This window comes from Mucilaginibacter sp. Bleaf8 (assembly GCF_018390515.1).
Classification (GTDB): domain Bacteria; phylum Bacteroidota; class Bacteroidia; order Sphingobacteriales; family Sphingobacteriaceae; genus Mucilaginibacter.
Window position 1 is genome coordinate 611,053 of the sequence record NZ_JAHBBK010000003.1, and the last position, 24,200, is coordinate 635,252.

22 protein-coding genes are annotated in these 24,200 nt (G+C 44.6%); 14 read left to right on the forward strand and 8 right to left on the reverse strand.

Features of this window, described 5'->3' with window-relative positions; all coding sequences use genetic code 11:
• Nucleotides 1-27: 27 nt before the first annotated feature.
• From KHS38_RS16180 to KHS38_RS16200, 5 genes are all read left to right on the forward strand, one after another.
• Nucleotides 28-540 carry a GNAT family N-acetyltransferase gene (locus KHS38_RS16180; RefSeq protein WP_213489584.1) on the forward strand — a complete coding sequence of 171 codons (513 nt, stop codon included), beginning with the start codon at nt 28-30 and terminating at the stop codon, nt 538-540.
• 67 nt (nt 541-607) lie between these two features.
• Nucleotides 608-1,228 (forward strand): HAD family hydrolase, encoded by a 621-nt coding sequence (locus KHS38_RS16185; protein ID WP_213489585.1) that lies wholly within the window; start codon nt 608-610, stop codon nt 1,226-1,228.
• Nucleotides 1,229-1,437: 209 nt separating this feature from the next.
• Complete coding sequence (locus KHS38_RS16190) at nt 1,438-2,130, forward strand: SIMPL domain-containing protein (protein WP_213489586.1); 693 nt, start codon at nt 1,438-1,440, stop codon at nt 2,128-2,130.
• A gap of 209 nt (nt 2,131-2,339) precedes the next feature.
• Nucleotides 2,340-3,122 (forward strand): IclR family transcriptional regulator, encoded by a 783-nt coding sequence (locus KHS38_RS16195; RefSeq protein WP_213489587.1) that lies wholly within the window; start codon nt 2,340-2,342, stop codon nt 3,120-3,122.
• 32 nt (nt 3,123-3,154) lie between these two features.
• Nucleotides 3,155-3,814, forward strand: a complete 660-nt coding sequence (locus KHS38_RS16200) for a DUF1349 domain-containing protein (RefSeq protein WP_213489588.1) — start codon at nt 3,155-3,157, stop codon at nt 3,812-3,814.
• Nucleotides 3,815-3,914: 100 nt separating this feature from the next.
• Here the strand turns inward: KHS38_RS16200 and KHS38_RS16205 are convergent, their stop codons facing one another.
• Nucleotides 3,915-4,280 carry a DUF2200 domain-containing protein gene (locus KHS38_RS16205; protein WP_213489589.1) on the reverse strand — a complete coding sequence of 122 codons (366 nt, stop codon included), beginning with the start codon at nt 4,278-4,280 and terminating at the stop codon, nt 3,915-3,917.
• A gap of 315 nt (nt 4,281-4,595) precedes the next feature.
• On the opposite strand from KHS38_RS16205, the gene KHS38_RS16210 reads away from it, so the two are divergent.
• Entirely contained in the window at nt 4,596-5,072 is a 477-nt protein-coding gene (locus KHS38_RS16210; RefSeq protein ID WP_213489590.1) for a VOC family protein, read from the forward strand.
• Nucleotides 5,073-5,103: 31 nt separating this feature from the next.
• Here KHS38_RS16210 and KHS38_RS16215 read toward each other — a convergent pair whose 3' ends face one another.
• On the reverse strand, nt 5,104-6,036 hold the full coding sequence (locus KHS38_RS16215) for an NAD-dependent epimerase/dehydratase family protein (protein WP_213489591.1): 933 nt from the start codon (nt 6,034-6,036) through the stop codon (nt 5,104-5,106).
• A 79-nt stretch (nt 6,037-6,115) separates the two neighbouring features.
• Nucleotides 6,116-6,721 carry a Crp/Fnr family transcriptional regulator gene (locus tag KHS38_RS16220; RefSeq protein WP_213489592.1) on the reverse strand — a complete coding sequence of 202 codons (606 nt, stop codon included), beginning with the start codon at nt 6,719-6,721 and terminating at the stop codon, nt 6,116-6,118.
• A gap of 143 nt (nt 6,722-6,864) precedes the next feature.
• Here KHS38_RS16220 and KHS38_RS16225 point away from each other — a divergent pair, with 143 nt between their 5' ends.
• Together KHS38_RS16225 and KHS38_RS16230 are read left to right on the forward strand one after the other, a co-directional pair.
• The gene (locus tag KHS38_RS16225) at nt 6,865-8,265 is read left to right on the forward strand and encodes an ATP-binding protein (protein ID WP_213489593.1); all 1,401 of its coding nucleotides are present in this window, start codon (nt 6,865-6,867) and stop codon (nt 8,263-8,265) included.
• 29 nt (nt 8,266-8,294) lie between these two features.
• Entirely contained in the window at nt 8,295-9,953 is a 1,659-nt protein-coding gene (locus tag KHS38_RS16230; RefSeq protein WP_213489594.1) for an NAD(P)/FAD-dependent oxidoreductase, read from the forward strand.
• Between the two features lie 72 nt (nt 9,954-10,025).
• Here the strand turns inward: KHS38_RS16230 and KHS38_RS16235 are convergent, their stop codons facing one another.
• Nucleotides 10,026-11,024 (reverse strand): hypothetical protein, encoded by a 999-nt coding sequence (locus KHS38_RS16235; RefSeq protein WP_213489595.1) that lies wholly within the window; start codon nt 11,022-11,024, stop codon nt 10,026-10,028.
• A gap of 222 nt (nt 11,025-11,246) precedes the next feature.
• Between KHS38_RS16235 and KHS38_RS16240 the strand changes: the two genes are divergently transcribed.
• The gene (locus tag KHS38_RS16240) at nt 11,247-15,155 is read left to right on the forward strand and encodes a PAS domain S-box protein (RefSeq protein WP_213489596.1); all 3,909 of its coding nucleotides are present in this window, start codon (nt 11,247-11,249) and stop codon (nt 15,153-15,155) included.
• A gap of 92 nt (nt 15,156-15,247) precedes the next feature.
• The gene (locus KHS38_RS16245; RefSeq protein WP_213489597.1) at nt 15,248-15,649 is read left to right on the forward strand and encodes a response regulator; all 402 of its coding nucleotides are present in this window, start codon (nt 15,248-15,250) and stop codon (nt 15,647-15,649) included.
• A 14-nt stretch (nt 15,650-15,663) separates the two neighbouring features.
• On the opposite strand, the gene KHS38_RS16250 is transcribed toward KHS38_RS16245, so the two are convergent.
• The 4 genes from KHS38_RS16250 to KHS38_RS16265 form a co-directional block, all read right to left on the reverse strand.
• The gene (locus KHS38_RS16250) at nt 15,664-16,275 is read right to left on the reverse strand and encodes an alpha-ketoglutarate-dependent dioxygenase AlkB family protein (RefSeq protein ID WP_213489598.1); all 612 of its coding nucleotides are present in this window, start codon (nt 16,273-16,275) and stop codon (nt 15,664-15,666) included.
• Nucleotides 16,250-16,507, reverse strand: coding sequence for an Ada metal-binding domain-containing protein (locus KHS38_RS16255; RefSeq protein ID WP_213489599.1), 258 nt, complete (start codon nt 16,505-16,507; stop codon nt 16,250-16,252). The genes KHS38_RS16250 and KHS38_RS16255 overlap by 26 nt, the downstream gene beginning before the upstream one ends.
• Nucleotides 16,504-17,382 (reverse strand): bifunctional transcriptional activator/DNA repair enzyme AdaA, encoded by an 879-nt coding sequence (locus tag KHS38_RS16260; RefSeq protein WP_213489600.1) that lies wholly within the window; start codon nt 17,380-17,382, stop codon nt 16,504-16,506. Before KHS38_RS16260 ends, KHS38_RS16255 begins: the two co-directional genes overlap by 4 nt.
• A 68-nt stretch (nt 17,383-17,450) precedes the next feature.
• Nucleotides 17,451-18,314 (reverse strand): AraC family transcriptional regulator, encoded by an 864-nt coding sequence (locus tag KHS38_RS16265; RefSeq protein WP_249665430.1) that lies wholly within the window; start codon nt 18,312-18,314, stop codon nt 17,451-17,453.
• 82 nt (nt 18,315-18,396) lie between these two features.
• Between KHS38_RS16265 and KHS38_RS16270 the strand changes: the two genes are divergently transcribed.
• The 4 genes from KHS38_RS16270 (at nt 18,397) to KHS38_RS16285 (ending at nt 24,034) form a co-directional block, all read left to right on the forward strand.
• Nucleotides 18,397-19,473 (forward strand): SDR family oxidoreductase, encoded by a 1,077-nt coding sequence (locus tag KHS38_RS16270; protein WP_213489601.1) that lies wholly within the window; start codon nt 18,397-18,399, stop codon nt 19,471-19,473.
• A 132-nt stretch (nt 19,474-19,605) separates the two neighbouring features.
• A complete protein-coding gene (locus KHS38_RS16275; protein WP_213489602.1) occupies nt 19,606-19,785 on the forward strand; it encodes a BF3379 family histone-like protein in 180 nt (59 codons plus the stop codon).
• Between the two features lie 192 nt (nt 19,786-19,977).
• The gene (gene susR, locus KHS38_RS16280; RefSeq protein ID WP_213489603.1) at nt 19,978-21,585 is read left to right on the forward strand and encodes a SusR family glycan utilization regulator; all 1,608 of its coding nucleotides are present in this window, start codon (nt 19,978-19,980) and stop codon (nt 21,583-21,585) included.
• Between the two features lie 208 nt (nt 21,586-21,793).
• Nucleotides 21,794-24,034 carry a glycoside hydrolase family 3 C-terminal domain-containing protein gene (locus KHS38_RS16285; protein ID WP_213489604.1) on the forward strand — a complete coding sequence of 747 codons (2,241 nt, stop codon included), beginning with the start codon at nt 21,794-21,796 and terminating at the stop codon, nt 24,032-24,034.
• The last annotated feature ends 166 nt before the right edge of the window (nt 24,035-24,200 follow it).

A 24,200-nucleotide genomic window follows, 5' to 3' on the forward strand; every position in this document is an offset into this window, starting at 1 on the left:
ACTTTGATAAACCAATTGTTACACAACATGCAAATTGCCGGTGATGGATTTGTACTACGGGAGTGGTATCTGGAAGATGCTATATCCTTGCAGCAACAGGCCAATAACCCTAATGTGGCCGCCTGCCTGCTCGACAGGTTTCCCCATCCTTATACCTTAAGTGATGCAGTAGGCTGGCTCAACACCAAAATAAAGCAAAACCCTATGGTAAACTTTGCTATTGATGTGGATGGTAGCGCGGTTGGCGGCATTGGTTTGGAAATGCGGCAGGACGTTTACCGCAAAACGCCATTGCTGGGTTACTGGCTGGGCGAAGATTACTGGAGCCGTGGCATTATGCCTAAAGCTATCAGGTTGATTACAGAGTATGCTTTTGCGCAGTTGGATATCATTTGTATACAAGCCTGTATTCTGAGTAAAAATCCAAGATCTATGCGGGTGCTCGAAAAGGCCGGCTACCAAAAGCAAGGCATTCTGCAACGTTCGGTAATTAAGCACGAGCAGATTTATGATGAGCATGTATATGCCACATTTAAGTAAAGCCTGCGGCTTTTATCTGTAAAAGGTATGTACTTGCTATATGAATAGGCTACCTTTGCGCCACAATATGGACGCACTGAATCAACAAAAATATGATGCCCTGGTAAAAATAAGCCAGGATAATTTTAAAGCTTTTTTATACGATTGCGACGGCACCCTGGCCGACAATATGCAGGCGCATAAAGATACCTACATTCGCGTTGCCGCCGAGCAGGGCGTAGCTATTGAGGGAGATATTATTGACGAGCTGGCCGGATGGCCTATCATAAAGGTGGTAGAGCAAATTAACGAGCGTTACGGTTGCTCTTTTGACTCGGAAGAATTTAATGCCCTGAAATACAAGTTGTATTACAACGAATATATAGAGCGCACGCAACCAATTGAATATGTGGTTAATCACTTAAAAAACCATGCCGGGCAGGTTAGGATAGGCGTGGTATCGGGCGGCAGCCGCGAGGCTATACAGAAAACCTTGCAGGTGCTGGGAATTGACCACATGGTGGAGGTACTGGTTTGCGCCGGCGAAACTGAACATGGCAAGCCTTACCCGGATCCATTTTTGAAAGCGGCAGAGCAACTGGGCATAGCCCCCGAACATTGCCTGGTGTTTGAGGATGGCGATGCAGGCGTACAGGCTGCAGAGGCGGCCGGTATGCGTTGGGTGCGTATTGATAAGCTTATATCTTAGAGCCAGGAACCAAGAGCCAAGAGCCAGGAAGCAAGAGTTCGCATCAGAAGAGTATGGTTTTTTAATCTTGCTATCTTAGTTCTTGGTTCTCGGCTCTTGATTATATACTCTCTTCTTAAACTATTACCCTTTTTAGTTGTCAGATAGTTCAAATTGCCTGTTACACTTTGCCCCTTGGCATCGTCATGGCACATATAAACACAACGATCATGAAAAAACTATTGATGCTTGCAGCCTTCGTAACTTTAAACTTTGCTGCCTTTGCCCAAACCGTAGATTTACGCCGTAAAATTGAAGTAACCGGCAATGCCGAACAGGAAATAACTCCTGACATTTTGTATGTATCTATTTCGCTGAAAGAATACATGGATGGTAAAAATAAAGTGGATATTACCCAGCTGGAGCGCCAGCTGCAAAAAGCGGTTACCGAAGCCGGTGTGCCACGTGAGGATTTTACCATTAACAACGTATCGTCTTACAATCAGGTGGTACAAAAAAAGAAGAATCCCGACTTTTTAGCCAGCAAACAATACCGTATCAAACTGCACGATCTGAACAGTATCAATACTATTTTGAGTAAGGTAGATGACAAAGGCATCCAGTCAACCGGTATTGATAGCTACGATTACTCCAAGATCGACCAGCTGCGCCGCGAACTGAAAATTAAAGCCTTATTGGCCGCCCGCGAAAAAGCTACCTATATGTTAAGTGCCATTGGCGAAAAAGTAGGTGGCGCTATCGATATTCAGGATGTGGATAACGAACCTTTAGCACAGCCGGTATACAACACCCTGAGATTTAAAAGCGCTGTTGCCGATGAAGCAGCTCCGCAATCAGACATCGACTTTAAAAAAATCAAATTGAACTACCAGGTAAGAGCGGTGTTCGAAATTGTAAAATAATAAATGAAAGGCCCCGATGAAAATCGGGGCTTCTTTGTTTTATGTTAATTATTTCTCCTCAGTTATAACCTGCCCACTCCAGGTTTCAAGCTTCACAAAAGCAGTTCTTGCTTTGCAATTCACACAAAAAGAATATATTTGATACGCATATGTGCATTTAATTTACATATGTAAACATATATAATCGGTTATTCTTATTTGTGAATTTTATGGACAATGAAGAGTTAAAAGGCAACGCTTCCATGATCGAAAAGTCGATGGAAGTATTAGAACTGCTGGCTAATCATCCAAAGGGCTTAACCTTACAGGAGATGGTTACTTTGTTGGGCTACCCCAAATCATCCGTTTATAAAATTGCCAATACACTTTACAGTTTAAACTATTTGGGTAAGGAGCTGGATAGCCTTAAGTACTACCTGTCGCGTAAGCTGCTCAAGCTGGGCATATCGGCTGTGAGCGGCTATGATATTATTGAGCGTTCACAAGAACATATGAAACGCCTGCGCGACCAGATAGGCGAATCCATCATGATTGGCACGTTGCTGGATCAGGAAGCGCTTTTACTGAACCAGATTCAGGGCAGCATCGATTTTGTATTTACCCTGAAACAAGGTATGCGGTTTAGCCTGCACTCCACCGCACCGGGCAAAGTACTGTTGGCTTTTTTACACCCCGAAGCGCAAAAAGCCAAGCTGAACACCCTGCAACTGGATGCCATAAACGAATATACCATTACTGATAAAGAGCTGCTACGGCAGGAGCTGGATCGGATACTGGCACAAGGTTACGCCGCCGACGTAAATGAAACGGTAAAAGGCGTACACTGTGTGGCCGCACCCATTTTTGATGAAAGCAACCAGGTAATTGCCTGCGTATGGACATCGGGCCCTGCCGGTAGGCTACCCGAAGAACAGATACCGGCCATTGCCCGGTTAATAATGGATTGCGGCATGGCCATATCTTACAACATTGGCTACAAAAAAGAGAAATAATCAACCTTCAATTATATAATCAACCCAATTTCATGAAATCAACCAAAAAACTATTACTGAGTGCGCTTTCTTTATTTGCCGTACACCTGGCTTCGGCCCAAACCCTCGAAAAAATGCAGTGGTTTAACGAGCCCGAAAAATGGGAGATTAAAAATAATGCGCTTACCATGACCGTAACCCCGCAAAGCGATTACTGGCGCATATCACACTATGGCTTTACGGTAGATGATGCACCGTTTTTTTATACTACCTACGGCGGCGAGTTTGAAGCCAAGGTAAAACTAACCGGCAACTACAAAGTACGTTTTGACCAGATGGGCCTGATGATACGTGCCGACAACGAAAATTATATTAAAACCGGTGTAGAGTTTGTAGACGGTAAACTGAACGTAAGTACCGTAGTAACCCACCACACCAGCGATTGGAGCGTAACCAAACTGGATAAAATGCCGCCTTTTATCTGGATTAAAGTAGTTAGACGCCTGGATGCTGTGGAAATATTCTATTCGCTTGATGATGTAAACTACATCATGACGCGTAACGCGCCATTGAAAGACAACCAGCCGGTAATGGTTGGCCTGATGGCCGCCTGCCCTGATGGTAAAGGTTTTGAAGCCAAGTTTGAAAACTTTAAAGTAAAGCACCTGCCCGACCAGCGCCGGGTTGAATGGCTGAAGAAAAACGCCGAATAATTTAATAGGCCGGGGCCGGTTATAGAAATATAATCGGCCCTGCTTGTGTATACTGTACCCGGCTGGTAAATGAAAATTAAGTAGTCATTTATCCGTTACGCTAGGCAACCCGCATAATCTTCTCCAACTTACGCCCTTTTGCCAATTCATCCACCAGCTTATCTAAGTATCTTACTTGTTGTGTTAACGGATTTTCAATTACTTCTACCCTGTAACCGCATATTACACCAGTAATGAGGTGAGCATTGGGGTTTAATGCAGCCTTTTGAAAGAACGTTTCGAACGTTACTTTTTCTTCAATAAGTTGTTGCAAGGCTTGGGTGTCATAGCCGGTTAGCCACTCAATTACTTCATGCAATTCTGCTGTTGTTCTACCTTTCTTCTCAACTTTTGCAACGTAATGGGGATATATAGAAGCGAACGTTAAAGCTGCAATGCGCTCATCATGATTGTTACTGTTATTCATGCCAAGTATTTAACATTTAATAATACCCTTATCAGATAATTTTCTACCCATGCTTATGCAAAATTTCAGGTTAAGCGGTGGTGTATAACCCTGCATCAATTTATACATATAGATCAATGTGAAAATAAGGATAATTATTTAGTCAACAGTGTTTTAAGTGAAGATGAACATGTAGCGATTTTACGATATAATTAGCTGAGTATATGGTTTTAGATTAACCAATAAAGAGTACCAGCATTAGCACATAGTTGTAATGATTATAATTACAACGCATTCAAAATCAAAATGTATATTGTGTGGTATAAACCACCAATTATGAGAATGCTCCCCCAATTTACTAAACTTACTTTAAAAGCCACTGCCGGCCTGTTGCTTATTGGCACGCCGCTTATAAGCCATGCGCAAACAGTGGGTAAAGCAGTGTTTAACCATGCGGCGCTTTGTTCAAAAGATCTTAAAAGAAGCAATGCCTTTTATACTTCTGTTTTAGGCTTAAAAATTATACCCAATCCGTTTAAAGATACTATACACACCTGGTACAGCATAGCTCCCCATGTTACTATGCATGTTATACAAGGCAACTGCTCACCCGCGCCTAAGCTGATCGGCGATCACCTGTGCTTCAGCATGCCGTCAATCAATGATTTTGTTGCTATGCTAAAACAAAAGGGCATCGCTTACACCAACTGGAAAGGTGTACCCGGCCAGGTTGAACACCGTGTTGACGGCGTATCGCAGGTATATATTCAGGATCCGGATGGTTATTGGATAGAAATAAATGATGCAAAGTAAAGCATCAGCTTATTTCATCGTTTTTGATCACTCACTTGCCGGATTTAAACAGTGTTTGTGATAAATCCTTTACACCATCCTGGTAGGATGTTGGTTGCACGCCGAAAGCTTTTTCAAACTTGGAGGAGTTGAAGTTATAATTATGATCACATTGGTAATACATTTCAACGGTACCTTGTATTACTTTATTAAACATACCCGCCATACGCAGTATTAGTTTGTTTATTCTCATGTATTTAGCCGGTGCATCAAAAGTGCGGGCAGCCAGCTCAATAAACTGATGCCCGGTTAGGGGCGGGGCGGTAGGCAGGTGCCATATCTGGTTATCACTTTCGGGGTGCTGGCCCAGTATATACATGCCTCTGCCGCCATCGGGCACATAAGTAAAGTTGTGCAGTTTGTTAGGGTCGCCCATCCACTGTGCACGTTTGCCTTTTGAATAGTTGAGCAGTACCATGCTATCATAAAAGCTGTTCAGGCTTTCGGCACCGTAAAAATCGGCCGCGCGGGCTATACTGGCCTTCAAGTTGCCGGCTTTAACTTCATTCATTAAAGTGGTGGCTATCTGAGCACGCACTTCGCCTTTTACACTAATAGGGTTGTAGGGCGTGTCTTCCGTCATGGGGCCATCTACCAGGCCGTACATGTATACGTTATCGAAAAACAGTAGTCTGGCTTGGTGGTGTTTGGCTACATTGATTACGTTTTGCATAATAACCGGCCACTGCTGCTTCCATATGTCCTTATCATAAACCAGCCCGGCACACAGGTAAATAATGGTAGCGCCTTCGGTAGCCTGTTTCAATTGCTGGTAATTGAGCAGATCGGCCTTTTGCCAGTCCACATTTGGTGCGCTGATGTTTACCGGGCGGCGGCTCACCAGCCGGGTACGATGGTTATTGCTAATCAATTCGCGGGTAAGTGCATTGGCAATTGGTCCGCCGGCTCCTAAAATAGTGTGCATAAGCTTGCTTGTTTGTTGTAAGCAAAGCTACAGGGCTACCAAAAATAAAACCGTTAACAAAAGATAAGAAAACGGCCTGTTATACGGTTTGCAAAATGCGCTTGCGGATGCGCGATAGCGATACCGGCGTAATGCCCAGATAATTGGCAATGTAATGCTGCGGTATGCGCTGTAAAATGTTTCGGCCATTTTCGAGCAGTTGCATGTACCGCTCTTCTGGCGATTGCAGGATGAACGAGGCAACCCGGTCTTCATAACAGCAAATCAGGTATTCGGCAATCAACCGGCAAAAGCGATCAACCACATGGCTAAGCTGCGGCATGGCCTGCCATTGCTGCAACTGCTGGTAGGTGAAAGTAAGGATCATCGTATCTTCCAGAGCTTCAATGTAATTAAGGCTTGGCCTCTGTTTTAAAAAGCTGGTGTATGAGCTTACCCATTCATCTTCCATGCAAAAGTAACTGGTAATCTCCTCGCCATCTTTCATATGATAAAGCCTCACCGAGCCCGAAATAATATAGCCCACTGTTTTACAAACCTCTCCGGCTTCAATCCAGGTCGCTTTCTTTTTTAGCTTTTCGAGCCGCAGGCAGGGGCTCATCAAATCCCATTGCTCATCAGTGAGATTAATAAACTTACCCATCGCTTTACGGTAGGCCTCCAGATATTTGCCGGGAATTTCCATCTGCATAAAATTAAACTATTGCTTTATCATATCCAATTGCTGCAACCGCCGCGTATATTTTTTACCTTAGAAACGTTATTTATACAACGCGTTGCCGAATGTGTACTGCATTGTCAGCGTAATAAATGCTTAATTTACAAACCATGTCACAAGTAACAGTAGCGCAGCTGAAAGCTATGGAAACGCTAAAGGATGTTCCTGAAAGCCAGCTGCAATGGTTAATATCAGCAGGTACCGTACACACATTATCGGCAGGCGATGTGCTGCTTGAAATGGGCGCGCCTTTAAACATTACGCAGTTTATTGTAGAAGGTAAGCTGCGCATAGGTATAAAGCAGGGTAGCCAGTTTAAAGAAGCCGGTATAGCCGAAAGAGGCAAAGTATTAGGCTACCTGCCGTATTCAAGAGGTACCGAAGCAGGTGTACAGGTAGAGTGCATAACCGATTGCCTGGTGCTGGAAGTACCCGGCGATGAGATAAGAGGTGCTACCCGTACGCATTTTGAACTTACCGAAGCACTGGTACATACCATGACCAGCCGCGTGCGCTCTTTCACTACCCAGCAGCAGCAAATTGAAAAAATGGTGGCACTGGGTAAGTTATCGGCAGGGCTGGCGCATGAGCTTAATAATCCGGCGGCATCTATTGTGCGTAATGCGGCATTTTTAACCAAGTACTTTAACGAAAAGCCGGCGCTGTTTGAGCAGGTTGCCTCCTTAAACTTTGAGCCGCAACAGCTAAAACAGCTGCAACAAAAGTTACAAATTATTTTTACACGCCCCGAGCAACCGGCTTTGGGCATGATGGAAAAAGCCCAGCTGGAGGATGATCTGAACGATTTGCTGGCTGATAAAAATATTAACGATTATTGCCTGGCCGAAAGCTTTGCAGAAGAAGGACTACAGCTTGCCGAAGTAGAAGAGATCAGTGCGCTGGTACCGGCCGAAAGCCTGGCCGCCGTGCTGGGATGGATAAACAACCAGTTATCCATCAATAAAATGGTTAAAGATATTAAAGAAGCATCGGAGCGCATATCAAACCTGGTAAGCGCCGTTAAGGGCTTCAGCCATATGGATCAGGGTGCCGATAAACAGTTTGTAGATGTACACAAAGGTTTGGAAAACACGCTCACCATTATGGATTACAAGCTGAAAAAATCGGGCGTTGAGGTGGTTAAATCCTTTGATATGGAGCTGCCGCAGATTAAAGCGGTACCCGGCGAACTGAACCAGGTTTGGACTAACATTATTGATAATGCCGTTGATGCTATAGATGGTAAGCGTGGTGGCAAGCTCGAAATTATAACTGAGTACGATGCCCGCAATGTGTACATAACTATACGCGATAACGGGCCGGGCATACCAGAAGACATTCAAAGCCGTATTTTTGATCCGTTTTTTACCACGAAGGAAATGGGTAAAGGTACCGGCCTGGGGCTTGATGTGGTAAAGCGCATTGTAAGCCAGCACCAGGGAACGGTAAAACTTAAATCGGTTCCGGGTAATACCTCTTTTCAAATCTGTTTTCCGGTTAATGGTAAATAACAAACTATTACAAGCTACACTACACTGCAATGAAAGACCCTATCATATTTTTAGTAGACGACGATCAATTTGTACTTCGCGCTATCAGCCGCGATTTAAAAACGCAGTACCATGGCCGGTACCGGGTTTTAAGCACTACATCGGCTAATGAGGCGTTGGAGAACTTGCTGCAACTCAAAAATAAAGGCGAAGAGGTGGCCTTGTTTATATCAGACCAGCGCATGCCCGAAATGGAAGGTGTTGACTTTTTGTGCCATGCCGTTAACTACTACCCGCAGGCCAAGCGGGTATTGCTAACTGCCTACTCTGATACACCGGCTGCTATTAAAGCCATTAATGAAGTTAAGCTCGATTATTACCTCACCAAGCCCTGGGATCCGCCTCAGGAAAAACTTTACCCGGTGGTGGATGATCTGCTGGAAGATTGGCAGGCCGCCTATCGTCCGCAGTTTAGAGGTATCAAGGTAATTGGCTACAACTTTTCTCCCAAAACACACAATATAAAAGAGTTTTTAACCGGCAACCTGGTACCATACCAATGGATGGAAGCACACTCGGATGAGGGCAAGAAATTTATGCAAATCAACCAGTTGTGCAGTGCCGATTTGCCTGCTATTATTTTTGAGGATGGCAGCGTGGATAAAATGCCGGGCATCAGCAACATTGCACAAAAAATCGGATTAAGTCCGCAGGTTAAAAATGAGGTATACGATGTAATTATCATTGGTGCCGGTCCGGCAGGTTTGGCCGCTTCCGTTTACGGCGCATCCGAAGGATTAAAAACCCTGCTCATAGAGCGTAAGGCACCAGGCGGACAAGCGGGTACCAGCTCCCGTATCGAAAACTACCTGGGTTTCCCGACCGGTTTGAGTGGTGCCGATTTAACCCGCAGGGCCATTACCCAGGCAACCCGCTTTGGCACCGAGTTTCTATCACCGCAGGGGGTTAAGGAAATACGCCTGAAGGATGGTTACAAAACCGTGGTACTGGAGGATGACAGCACAGTAACCACTCGCGCCATTGTGGTTACCACCGGTGTGGATTACCGCAAGCTCGAAAACAAAGGGATAGAAGATTTTACCGGAGCCGGCATATATTACGGCGCGGCTACAACCGAAGCGTTATCCTGTAAAGATAAAGCCGTATACATTGTAGGCGGCGGCAATTCGGCAGGTCAGGCGGCTATGTATCTATCTAAATTTGCCAGGCAGGTACATATACTGATCCGCAGGGCCGATCTAACCTCTACCATGTCGGCTTACTTAATTGAACAGATCAAGCAAACCGAAAACATTAGCGTACATGGCGAATGTGAAGTAGCCGAGGCACAGGGCACCGAACGGCTGGAGCGCCTGGTAATCCGTTGTATTAAAGATGATACAACAGAAACGGTGGATGCAGACGCGCTTTATATATTTATTGGTACCAAGCCCTTTACCGAATGGCTGGGCGAAACCATTATCAAAAATGATAAAGGCTTTATTGAAACCGGCCGTGAGCTAAACCGCTACGACCACTTTAACGCCATCTGGAAAACCCAGCGCGATCCTTACCTGCTCGAAACCAGCTGCCCCGGCATTTTTGCCGCAGGCGATGTAAGGGCTGGAACCATGAACCGTGTTGCCTCGGCTGTAGGCGAAGGTTCTATGGCCATTAGCTTTGTACATAAGTATTTAGCTGAGGTGTAATACCTCGTTAGCATACTCACAAAAAAGGCAGCTCAAATATGAGCTGCCTTTTTTGTGAGTATGCCGAATAGTTTAATTGGTAAAACACTTAACTTTTAGCTTTAGCTTATAGTCGGGGTTAAGCGGCTCGTTGGTTTGAATAAGGCGCTGGGCACCGGTGTTGGCCGGGCAGGCAATAGCATTAGTGGCATCATACACCAGGCCGGGCTTGCTGTTGGCCAGTTCCTGTGGTACATATATCTGTGTTTTGGTAATGGCATAACCGCTTGGAATGTAACGGATATAATAGCCATCGGGATGCAATGACCACACGCCCGACGGGTACTCCCGGTCAATGGTGGGGGTTAAGCCCGCCAGCATAGCATAGCGCTCCATCTCTTCGTAAGTAGCCGTGCCGGATGCTGCCAGCCGGCGAATGTTATTTTCGGCCTCAAAAACTGCTTGTACTGGTGTGGGCAGTTGTGCTTTGGCTTTATCCATCAGGTTGGCCGGTAATATGCCCAGGGCGCCGCCTTCCAGTTTCATCAGGTCGGCAGGGCTTAACAGGGTTGTAGCAGTTAACTTAATCTCGGTGCCATAATCCACAAACCGGGTGCGCGCAATAATAGCCCAAAGCAGCATTTGTATATCGTGCTGCGTTACATTAGGGTGTGTTTCGGCGCTTTTTAAAATAGCAATTACCACATCTCTTTTAGGGCCTAATACAGGCGCAAGCATATAACCGTCGCCGTTGCTGGGGCCGCGGGTACCGGCATGCAGGCAATAGCTTTTATTGGTCATCTCATAAAAGCCGGCACATAGTTTATAACCGCCGCCTTGCGCCTTGGGTAACAAGTACAAAGGCTGGGCTGCTTCATCGGCATGAAAGGATGGCGGTTGTTTGCCTGTGCTGTTTACATCTTTAAAGCTGGTGGTAATGGCCCCAGGCTGCTTCAGTATTTTATTTAGCCCGGTGCTGCCGGCAAGTTCGCTGCCTTTTTCAAAAAGCGCTTTGCCCAAGCCGCCAAATTGTGCGTGTGAATGGTAAGCGATGCAAGTAAATATTGTTATCAATAATATTAGCTTCTTCATAGTGATAAGAAATGTGCGGCTAAATTATAAAAACGCAATTAACTATCCATTAAATACCATTTCAATTTGTTAAAAGGCAGCTGGCTGTTTTTAGGTAGTTGTATAATTATTTGTGTATGGGTTACTTGTATATAAGTACAACAAACCTGTTATATTTACGTATTACCGCTAACCAAGCAGCCCGACTATTTGTTAACCTGTTATATTTTTATTTTATAATTGATGCCTGATTCGCTGAACGAGCAAGGTAGATTACAAGCCTTGCATAGCTATAATATATTAGATACCCAACAGGAGAAGGAGTTTGATAAGCTAACCGAACTGGCATCCATCATCTGTAATGTACCTGTATCATTGGTAACCCTCATAGATGAGGACAGGCAATGGATCAAGTCAAAGGTTGGGCTTGATTTGAACGAAACCAGCCGTGAAACTGCTTTTTGTAATTACACCATACAGGGTACCGAACTGTTGGAGGTAGAAAATATGGCTGCGGATGACCGGTTTAAGGACAACCCATCTGTATCTGGCGAAGCGCATATGCGTTTTTATGCAGGTTACCCGATAACCGATCCGACGGGGCACAATTTAGGCAGCGTTTGTGTAATAGATTATCAGCCACGAAAATTAACTTCAGAACAGCGGCAATCGCTCAAAGTAATCAGAGATTTAGTACTTGACCTAATTGTTGAGCGCAGGCAACGGCAGGAACATCAGCACTTTGAAAAAATATTTAACCTTTCTAATGACCTGATTTGTGTAGCCACTACTGATGGCTTTTTAAAGAAAATCAATCCCGCATTTGAAAAGGTATTAGGATGGGATAAAAGTTTTCTGCTCGCCCATAGTTATTTTGAACTCGTGCATGCAGATGATCTGAACGCGTTAAAGGACGCGCTGGAAAAACTGGCTTCGGGTATTCCCATTATTAACTTTAATTTCAGGATGAAATGTGCAGAGGGGCAGTATAAAACCCTGCAATGGACGGCTACGCCCGAGCCTGCTACAGGAGCATTATTTGCCATTGGCCGCGATGTTAGTAATGAAAAAGAACAGGAAGCTTTGTTGCATCAGTCAGAAAGCCGTTTAAGAGCTTTTTTTGAAAACTCTAAGGGCTTGATGTGTACCCATAATTTAAAAGGCAAACTGCTTACAGTAAATACAGCCGGAGCCGCGCTGCTGGGTTATACAGCCGAGGAGTTAATAGGCCGTAATTTGGCAGATATTATTGTGCCTGAGTATCTGGACGACCTTAACTACTACATGCAAAGTATTTTGCAAACCGGTAAGGCCGACGGGCTGATGCATACCCGCCACAAAGATGGCCACATGATGATCTGGTTATACAATAACGTACTTGAAAAGGATACCCATGGCAACAGTTACATAATTGGTAATGCTGTGGATATTACCGAAAGATACGAACTGGAAAATAACCTGAAACGCACCCAGCAAATGCTGGAAGAAACGAATGAAGTAGCACGGATAGGTACCTGGGAGCTGAATGTTGATTATCAAACACTATATTGGTCGCCCATTACTAAGGCCATACATGGCGTTCCGGATGATTATGTGCCGGCGTATGATAAAGCCTTGGATTTTTACCAGGGGCACAGTCGGGAGGTAATCCTGAGTGCGGTAAGTAAAGCGGTAAATGAGGGTTTGCCTTATGATATTGAAATACAAATAGTAAATGCCAAGGGCGAAAAGATATGGGTGAGGGCTATTGGTAAACCTGATTTTGAGAATGGGGTCTGCAAGCGCCTGTATGGTATCTTTCAGGATATTAATGCCAAAAAGGCGGCCGAGCTGGAATTATTGAACGAAAAGCTGCGTTTGGCCGCCTTTGTAGAACATTCGCCCGCTGCAGTAGCCATGATGGATACCCAGTTACGCTATGTAGCCGTGAGTAACCGGTGGCGCGAGGGGTACAAGATTAGCGAAAATATAATCGGCAGGTCGCAGCATGAACTGTTTCCGCACCTATCCGGGCGCTGGACAGATATCTGTTTGCAGGCTTTACAAGGCGAATCGCATAAAGGCGATGAATCTAAATGGCGGCCCGATGGCTGGGATCATGATCAGTACCTGCGCTGGGAAATTGTGCCCTGGTATCAGTATGATAATACCATAGGTGGTGTTATTGTATTTACAGAGGATATTACCGAAAGCTGTTTACAACGCGAAGAGCTTCACCGGGCCAAATTGCATGCCGAGCAGGCCAGCATAGCCAAATCTGAGTTTTTGGCTAACATGAGTCATGAAATACGTACGCCGCTTAACGGCGTGATCGGCTTTACCGACCTGGTGCTGAAAACGGATTTAAATGCTACGCAGCATCAGTATCTTACTATCGTAAACCAATCGGCCAATGCCTTATTAAGCATCATTAACGATATTCTTGATTTTTCAAAGATTGAGGCCGGTAAGCTGGAGCTGGACGTAGACCAATGCGATTTGCTGGAGCTGAGCAGCCAGGCCGCTGATATGATTACCTACCAGGCGCAAAAAAAGGGACTGGAAGTGCTGCTAAACATAGCACCCGAGCTGCCCCGCTTTGTATGGGCCGATGCCGTGCGTATTAAGCAGATACTGGTAAACTTGTTGGGCAATGCCGTTAAGTTTACCGAACAGGGAGAAATAGAACTGAAAATTGCGCCGCTTAGCCCTATGCAAAACGATTATATTGATTTGCTTTTTGAAGTGCGCGATACGGGTATTGGTATTAAAGAAGAGAAGCAAAATAAAATTTTTGAAGCTTTTTCGCAGGAGGATGCTTCAACCACCAAAAAATATGGTGGTACGGGCCTGGGGCTTACCATATCTAATAAGCTTTTAGGGCTGATGGGAAGCCGTTTGGAACTTAATAGTAAACCAGGTAAAGGCAGCTGTTTCTTTTTCAGGGTGAGGGTTAAAGCCGAGCAGGGCGAGCCTTTGAAATGGAAAGACATCGACTACATTAAAAAAGTACTGATTGTTGACGATAATGAGAATAACCGCCTTATTTTAAGGCAAATGCTCTTGCTTAAAAATATTGAGGTTGACGAGGCCGTTAACGGCTTCGAAGCGCTGCAGTTGCTGGCAAAGCAAAATCGCTATGATGTGATTTTGATGGATTACCATATGCCTTATATGGACGGACTGGAAACCATCCGCAAGATACGAGAAAGCTTTTTTGATACTTTCGACGAGCAGCCCATCATTTTGTTACACAGCTCATCTGATGATGAACGTATTATCCGTACCTGTACTGAATTGGGTGTTGAACATCGCCTCGTGAAACCCATAAAACTGCAGGATTTGTTTAACAGCCTGCACCGTATGCGTTTGCATGAACCAGAACCAACCGGTGCCGGTACAGTTTCTCAAAACGAATTTGATCCTGCTGACTATACGATATTAATAGTTGAGGATAATATGGTAAACATGCTTCTGGCAAAAACCATTATCCAAAAAATAGCCCCAAGGGCTATTATACTCGAAGCTTTGAACGGGCAGGAAGCCTTAAGGGTATACGAACAGGCCGACTTGATTTTTATGGATATCCAGATGCCCGGCATGAACGGCTATGAGGCAACCCAGGCAATCCGGGCTAAAGAAACGGACCGGCATGTGCCCATTATTGCACTTACTGCCGGTAACGTAAAAGGCGAACGGGAAAAGTGCCTGGAAGCCGGAATGGACGACTTTGCGGTAAAACCATTTGTTGAAGATACCATCAGGCACCTGTTTGAGGTTTGGCTGAATACTCCGCAGCAAGGTTATGAAGCAGGCAGTAATTCTGCCATGAATACCGACGTGCTTTTTAATATAGAGGTGATTAAAAAATATGTGGGCGATGATAAAGATGTAATTGTGGAAGTTTTGAAGGTAACTTTACAGGAGTTGCGTAAATCGTTGGCTATGTTAAAGGCACAAACCGGCAACGCCGATTTAAGCGGGCTGAACGCCACCGGGCACAAACTGTACGGTATGGCTGCCAGCACAGGGTTACAGCAACTCACCGTTGCAGCTCATCGGTTGGAGGTATTGGATGGGTTGGAAAGCCAGCAGGCGTTTGAATTGCTTAACGATATGGATGCGCAAATCAACGCAAGCATCAAAGCAATTGAAGATTTTATAGGAGTTTAAGCTTTGTGATATAAGAGTTGCTGTCAATGCGTAATTGAGTGATTCTGTGGTACGGTAATTGAAAAAGCAGTAATACTAAATAGGAAGCCCGCATGTGTAAACTGGTGATGATTGATGATAACCCCTTAGAGCATTTGATAATTCAGAAGATGTGCGAGCGTTATGCGCTTTTTGAAGATGCCGTGCACCTTTATGATGGCAGAACAATGCTCAACATGTTGGGGAATAATGAGGAAGAAAGTTCACAGATACCGGATGTTATATTGCTGGATCTCAACATGCCTTCTTTCAGTGGATGGGAATTTTTACATGGTTTTGATGCTATATCCGCTAAATTGAAAAAGCCGATAAGTGTTTACATCCTGTCGTCTTCTATCGATCAGGTCGAGAAAGCTAAAACACAATCTTACCCGTTTGTAAAAGATTTTATCAGTAAACCCATTAAGAAGGAGACACTAAAATCGCTTTTTGATAAGCACACAGACGTGGCTTAGTTATGCCCTTCGCATTACGGTGTTATCATAGTGCGAAACGTAAGATTAATACGCGGCTGCGTTACGCGCTTTGATTTGGGTAAGGCATGCAACCAATGTGTTTGTGTGGTTCCCTGCATCATCAATAAACTACCGCTTTGCAGCATTAATGAAACGCCTTGTTTTGTAGCTTTGTGTTTAAAGGCAAACTTTCTTTCGGCACCAAAACTCAATGAGGCTATTGCGGTGTTTTTACCTAACGATTTTTCATCATCACTGTGCCAGGCCATGCCCTCGTTTCCATCATGGTACAGGTTGAGCAGGCAGGAGTTGAAGGTGACGCCTGATAAGTTTTCGACCAAGTGTTTAAGCGTTTTCAACTCCGGTGTCCATGATAATGCCTGTTTGGTGGTGTTGGAGTAAGTGTAAGCATAATCGCTGTCACCGTACCAGGCTACTTTGCGTTTGGTTATGATATGCCTGCCAAAAATTACCGCCTCGTCATTTTTCCAATGTATGGTATCCAGTAAGGTTTGGGCATAAGTAGCTGCTTCGTTAGCAGGCATAATACGGCCATAGTATAAAGCCTCGCCGTCATACGGTAACAGGTTGCTTGGCCCGTTAGTATGGTTGTTGAATAAATCCATTTCTCCAGTTTTTATATGCTGTTTTGAGGCAGTGCCCGCAAGGGCGATAGCCCATTTGAATAGCTTCCTGAACGGAGCTGAAAAATACACGGTTTGTTCGCCTCATCCGCTTGCCCGACGGGCATTTTAGCTGCCCATAAATTTTTAGCTTGCGGTTGCCGCCTAAAGTAACTGTTCCGTTTTTGATGAGTTTTCTTAATTCGGCGTCGCCCACAGTTGCATGGTCAATCATGGTTTAGCCACATCTGCCACTACTGCAATATCTTCATCGCCCAACACAAGGGCCGATTCCCACCCAATGATAGCTGTTTTGCGGGTTAAGCCCCAAAGGTAGCCGCCCATACTGCCCGTGCCGCGAATTACCCGATGGCAGGGAATTAAAAACGCAACCGGGTTGCTGCCAATAGCCGACCCAACCGCACGTGCAGCCTTATGATTTTCAATATGGCTGCAAATGCCTGCATAAGTTACCAGGCTGCCCATGGGTATTTTAAGTAAGGCCTCCCATACCTTTAATTGAAAAGCAGTGCCCTTGAGGTGAAGCTTTACTTTTTGCAGTTGGCTCCAATCCTGTGTAAAAAGATTAAGTGCCTGCTGCTGGTGCTGGTCTGCCATGTGCTGGTACCGTGCGTTAGGAAACAGCTTTTGCAAATCGTTCAAAGCAGTATCACTGTTCCCGGCAAAATGCATGTAGCATATTCCTTTAGGTGTAGATGCCACAATTACCTCCCCAAAGGGGGTTTGAGCAAAGCTATAGTTGATCTGTAAACTCTCGCCACCGTTCTTGTATTCGCCAGGCGTCATGCCCTCTATCTGTATAAACAGGTCGTGCAGGCGTGATGGGCCGGATAGGCCGGTTTCATAGGCCGTATCTAATAAATTAACCTGCTGCCTGAGCAAACCCTTGGCGTGTTCCAAACTCAGGTATTGTATAAACTTTTTGGGCGATACCCCTGCCCATTCCTTAAACAAGCGCTGAAAATGGAAAGGGCTCATATTAGCCTGTTCGGCAATAGTATTTAAATCGGGCTGGGCCTTAAAGTTGGCTTTGATGTATTCAATGGCCCTGGCTATCTGTTCGTAATGGCTCAACTCCTGTGCGTTCATAACTTATCCATTTAATATCACAAAAATAGGATTAGGGGAGGGGTGGTAAAACCCGTTTCTTGCGGAATTTACGTTAAAACCAATGCTCCGGTAAAGCGGGAGCGCCCCATGGTTGGGTTAACGCCAGTCATCTTTTTATAGAACTTATTAAAATGGCTCAGATCTGTAAATCCCAGTTCATTGCTGATCTCTTTAATAGAATAGGAACTATACTTAAGCCGGTTATCAATCAGGTGTAACTTATAACGGTTAACATAATCACGCAGGTTGGTGCCTGTACGCTCTTTAAAGTAAATGCCCAGATAATGTTTGGACAAACTAAATACCGAGGCTAGGTGGTCTGCCTGTGTAAATTCTGCGCAATTGATGTGCTCATGAATGTAATGCATAAGGTGTGTCGTCTTTGCATCGTGTTTGGTATTGGTTGTATGGGGGAGCACTGGCAAATTGCGTTTGAGTTGAGCAAACAGGGCTTGTATTAAAAAGAACAAAGCTTCATTCATCTCACTGCGGATGTCTGTCCACTCTTTTACAATCAGGTTAATGAGCATGGCTGCTTTTTCTGCTTCTACAGGTGAGTTAAACTTAAGCTCATGCTGCCTGCCGGTGTGTATAAGCAGGCTGTCAATATCCTGGTTCCAGCGGCGGGTTGCTGGTATATTTCCAATGCCTTTTAAATATACGTTAGTGAACTTAAGGAAAGTGAATTCAGTTTCTTCTTCAATTTCAAAATGGTGAATGTCGCATGGTGCCAGCAGGAAAACAGCGCTGTTTTCATAATGATAATGCATGCTGGATACGTAATGCTTCCCTTTTCCACGATGGATAAAGATGATTTCGAAATGATTGTGGTTATGTACCGGGTGCTCCCAGCGTTCGGCATTGAAATGCGATACTTTTAAGAATTCATGTTGTATATACTTCTTCACCATCCTTAACAAAGTACTATAAAACCATGAATATATACAAGTGATGCAATGGCTTGCTTAACGAGCTTTGGCAAAAAATAAAGGTATGGAACACAAAGCAGTTAATCAGTCCCGCAAAAAGGTAGCGTTGGTAGCAGGTGCACAGTGCATTATAGGCCGTAACCTGATCAGTTATCTGGAAACGCTCGATGAGTGGGAAATTGTCGGCCTCTCACGCCGGGAAGGCGTAAATACGAATAAAATCAGCTATATTTCAGTTGATTTGCTGAACGAGGCAGATACAGAAGCAAAGCTCAACCATTTAACTGGCATAACCCATATCTTTTATGCTGCCTACCAGGATAAGCCCAGCTGGGCCGAATTGGTAGCACCTAACCTGGCCATGTTGGTGAATGTGGTTAATGGCATAGAAAAAGCATCGCCGTGCTTGCAACATATTAGCCTGATGCAGGGATATAAGGTGTATGGCGCACATTTAGGGCCATTTAAAAGCCCCGCCCGCGAGAGCGATGCCGGGCACATGCCGCCGGAGTTCAATGTAGATCAGCAACAGTTTTTGGAGCAGCGGCAAATAGGAAAAAGCTGGAACTGGTCGGCCATACGCCCGGCGGTTGTAGGCGGCGTGGCTTTAGGTAACCCAATGAATTTAGCCGTGGCTATAGCGGTTTACGCAACGTTATCTAAACAACTCGGACTGCCTTTGCGCTTTCCCGGCAAACCGGGTGCTTATGATAAGCTGCTGGAATTTACAGATGCCGGTTTGCTGGCTAAGGCTACCGTATGGGCTGCTACCACACCACAGTGTGCCAACCAGGCTTTTAATATCAACTATGGTGATATTTTTAGATGGAGCGAAATGTGGCCTAAAATTGCCCGGTATTTTGAGCTGGAAACCGCACCGCCGTTGCCAATGAGTCTTAATGTAATTATGGCCGATAAGGAAGAAATGTGGCGCAAAATTATTGAGCAAAACAACTTAGCTTCGCATACTTATCAGGAGGTGTCATCCTGGGCTTTTGCCGATTTTGTATTCTCGTGGGATTATGATATGCTGGCCGATGGGTCTAAAGCCCGCAGGTTTGGCTTTCATGAATATGTAGAAACCGAACAGATGTTTTATAGCCTTTTTGATGAGTTACGGGTGCAAAAAGTGATCCCATAAGCAAATTAACGTTGGTAAACAGTGTAAAATAGGGGTATTTGTGCCCCATGTAGCGTTAAAATCACGAAAACTGTTTATAATAGCTGCACTTTAAAAACAATAATTTTATATTCGTGTGCTAAACCAAAAATTATGGAAAAATTTCAAGCTTTAAAAGAACTGGTAGAAACCGCAGAAAAAGATGCAGCGGCATTTTATGACAAAGGCAATAAAGCAGCTGGCACCCGTCTGCGTAACGCCATGCAACAATTGAAAAATGCAGCTACTGACATCCGTAAAGAAGTAACTGAAAAGAAAAACGCAGAAAAATAATATCTGCACCCATTGAAGAAGCCTGCACCTGTTGCAGGCTTTTCTTATACCTTTTAGTGTAGGCAACTCTCACCGTTTTTACTTCTCAAAGCATTAAAGGGCGCTGTTCAGTGCACTATTTATTATCTTTGCCTTTATCCAGAATTATAACCCTTAACGGTGAGGTATAAGCTATTGTTTCTTTGTTGCTTTATGGTTTTCGGCACCGTTGCTTACAGCAATGATGGTGCTGATTCAGCATTTCAGGTGCTTAGTCAGGCTATTAAAAATAAAAGCCTGTATACCCGGCAAAAAGAGGAGCGTATAGCATCGCTTAAAAAGCTTAAAGCCGGCGATCTATCTCTGTCTGAGCAATATGCTGTAAACGATAGCCTGTATCAGGAATACAAAAAGTTTAAAATTGATTCGGCTGTTTTTTATGCAGACCAAAATTTGCAGGTGGCCCGCAAACTGCAACGGCCAGAATTGGTGATTGCGGCGCAGTTGCAGCTATCTAACTCCTACTCCTCCTTAGGTAAGTTTCTGGAATCAGAACAGATCCTGAAATCGCTCAGCAGCAAAGCGCTGCCTAAGCCGATTTTAATGGACTATTATGATGCTTATATTCAATTTTATGAGCACTATGCAACCAATAGTTACAACAAAAACTATGTAAAGCTCATCCAGGCCTACCGCGATTCCCTCATTATTCAGCTCAACCCGGCATCGGTTCGCTATCAGATTAACCTGATTCAAAAGCAAATTTACCAGCGCGATTTAAAAACGGCTCAGGCTGGGTTGCTGCGCCTGCTGGCGTCGGCCCAAAAGCAAAGCGCCGATTATGCTATGATTACTTACCTGCTGGCATTTAGTAACCAGTTGCAGCATCATACTGATATTGCCCGGAAATATTACACGCTATCGGCTATAACCGACGTTAGGAACGCTATTAAAGATAATGCCTCGCTGCAAAACCTGGCGTTGATATTTTACGAAACCGGCGATTTGGATAACGCTTACATCTTTACCAAATCGGCCATTGAAGATGCCATTTTTTGCAACGTGAAATTCCGCACGTTGCGCATGTCGGAGCTGTACACCATTATCAATACCGCGTACCTGGAAAAAGAGGGCAGGCAAAAGAGCCAGCTAAAGCTGTATCTGGTATTAATCAGTGTGCTTACGGTATTTCTCATCATTGCCGTTATTTACGTGTATAAGCAGATGAAAAGGGTATCGCGAATTAAAGAAGAACTGCATGCCTCCGGTAAGCAATTGGCTGCGCTGAATCAGGAAATTAGCCATAGCAATGTGCAACTGAGCGACATTAACGCCCAGCTGTCAGAAGCTAACCAGGTTAAAGAGGCTTATATTGCCCAGTTCTTTGATCTTTGTTCAACCTATATTAACAAGCTGGAAGATTACCGCAAGACACTAAACAAAAAAGCCAATGAAAAACATGTGGATGAGCTGTTTAAAATGTTACGTTCAACCACTGTGGTAGATACCGAGGTGGAAGGATTGTACAAGGTTTTTGACAATATTTTTTTAAGCCTGTACCCCAACTTTATCCGGGAGTTTAATGCTCTGCTTTTGCCCGAAGAGCAGGTTACCGTTAAGCCCGGCGAGCTGCTGAATACAGAGTTGCGCATATTTGCGCTGATACGTTTGGGTATTACTGATAGTGTAAAGATTGCCGCCTTTTTGCGCTACTCCCTGAGTACTATTTATAACTATCGTACCCGTGCCCGAAACAAGGCCGCGGTATCGCGCGATGACTTTGAAAAGCGTGTAATGAAGATAGGTATATTGCCTGTTTAGATGTATTTTACCTCTCATATACTGCTACTTTTTTGCTGAATCAAGGCTGCCTTTGGTATTGTAAATCAAATAGATAGCTTGGGAAAAGGCTACTTTTTGCGTGTGATGCATTTCGCACACCGTTATATCGTGGTACATTTACCTCATGATAGGTATCGGTCAACCGCTGACTGGTGCTTGATTTATAAACCCAATATTTATTCGTGTTATGAGAAAAGCGTATACCAACGCATCAAGGATTATAAAAGTCCTTACGCTTGCCGTTATACTGCGTGTGTCTGGAGCTAATGCACAAAGCACCACGCCGGTATATATGGACGATACCAAGCCCATTAAAGAAAGGGTAGAAGATGCCCTGAAGCGCATGACGCTTAAAGAAAAAATTGCCGTGATACATGCCCAATCCAAATTCAGTTCACCGGGTGTGGCGCGTTTGGGTATCCCCGAAAACTGGACTACCGATGGCCCGCACGGCATACGCTCGGAGGTGTTATGGGATGAATGGTCGCAAGCCGGCTGGACCAACGACTCGTGCACGGCTTACCCCGCCCTTACCTGCCTGGCCGCTACCTGGAATAAAGATATGGCGCTGCTTTACGGTAAATCTATAGGCGAAGAAGCACGTTACCGTAACAAGAATATTTTGCTTGGTCCTGGCGTTAATATCTATCGCTCGCCGTTAAACGGTCGTAACTTTGAGTACATGGGTGAGGATCCTTACCTGTCGTCTAAAATGGTGGTACCTTATGTAAAAGGTGTACAGCAAAACGGGGTAGCTGCCTGTGTAAAGCACTTTGCCCTGAACAACTCAGAAGGTAACCGCCACACCGTTAACGTAAATGTTGACGACCGTACTTTGTATGAAATTTACCTGCCGGCTTTTAAAGCTGCCGTGCAGGAAGGTAACGCCTGGGCTATTATGGGTTCTTACAACCTGTATAAAGGCCAGCACTGTTGCCATAACGAATTCCTGTTAAATGATATCCTGCGCAAAGAATGGGGATTTGAAGGCGTAGTAGTGTCAGACTGGGGTGGGGTGCATGATACCCGCCAAGCAATATTTAACGGCTTGGATATGGAATTTGGCAGCTGGACCAACGGCTTAACCGAAGGTAACAGTAATGCTTACGATAGTTATTATCTGGCCCGCCCATACCTTAAATTAATTAATTCTGGTGAGGTAGGTACTAAGGAGTTGGACGAGAAAGTGCGCCGCGTATTGCGCTTAGCTTTCCTGACCACCATGAACAAAAACCGCCCGCTGGGATCGTTTGCTACTGAGGAGCATGCACTTGCTGCCCGTAAAATAGCGCAGGAAGGTATTGTGTTGCTTAAAAATAAGGGCAATGTGTTGCCTATTAACCTGAGCAAAACCAAACGCGTGGCTGTAATTGGCGAAAACGCCATCAAAATGATGACCGTAGGCGGTGGTAGCTCATCGCTAAAAGCCAGATATGAAGTTTCGCCTTTAGAAGGCATACGTAAAAGATTCGGAAATCAGGCTGAGGTAGTTTATGCACGTGGTTATGTGGGCGATACCAGCGGTAACTATAATGGTGTGAACACCGGCCAAAATCTGGCCGAAAAACGCCCGGCTGCAGAGTTGCTGGCGGAAGCTATCAAAGTAGCTAAAAGTGCCGATGTGGTGATCTTTATTGGCGGCCTGAACAAAAGCGACCGTCAGGATGCCGAAGGTTATGATCGCGAAAGCTTAAGCCTGCCTTATAACCAGGATAAGTTGATTGCCGAACTGGCGAAAGTGAACAAAAACCTAGTTGTGGTTAACATATCAGGTAACGCTGTAGCAATGCCGTGGGTTAACCAGGTGCCTGCCATTGTACAGGGCTGGTTCTTGGGTTCGGAAGCGGGTAATGCGCTGGCTGCCGTACTGGCAGGCGATGCTAACCCATCCGGTAAATTAACCTTTACCTTCCCGGTGAAATTGACTGATAATGGTGCACACGCTTTGGGTCAGTTTCCGGGTAACAAAGATGAGGTTACTTACAAAGAAGGTATTTTTGTAGGCTACCGCTGGGCCGATGCACATAAAATTAAGCCGCTGTTTGCCTTTGGTCATGGTTTAAGCTATACCACTTTCCAGTACGGTAAAGTAACTGCCGACAAAAACACAATGTCTGCTTCGGATAAAGTTACTTTCTCAGTAAACGTAAAAAACACCGGATCTCGGGAAGGCGAAGAGGTAGTTCAGCTTTACATCACCGATGTGAAATCATCCCTGCCACGCCCGGTAAAAGAGCTGAAAGGATTTGAAAAAGTATCATTGAAACCAGGCGAACAAAAAACGGTAAGTTTTACCGTTGATAAAACAGCATTGAGCTTTTTTGATGCCGCTAAGCACGAGTGGGTAGCCGAACCCGGCGATTTCCAAGCCCTGATTGGCGCTTCATCAGCAGATATTAAAACCAAGGCAGCATTTAAACTGCAATAAACGATTTATATAATCATAAAGGCTGTCTCTAAGATGAGGCAGCCTTTTTTATTCCAATAAACTATTCTAACTTTCCTTGTACTGAAAATTAAATACGCACAGAATCAATTAATTATACATAAAGTGAAAAACAAGTTTCACAAAACAAAAAATTAACATAAATTTG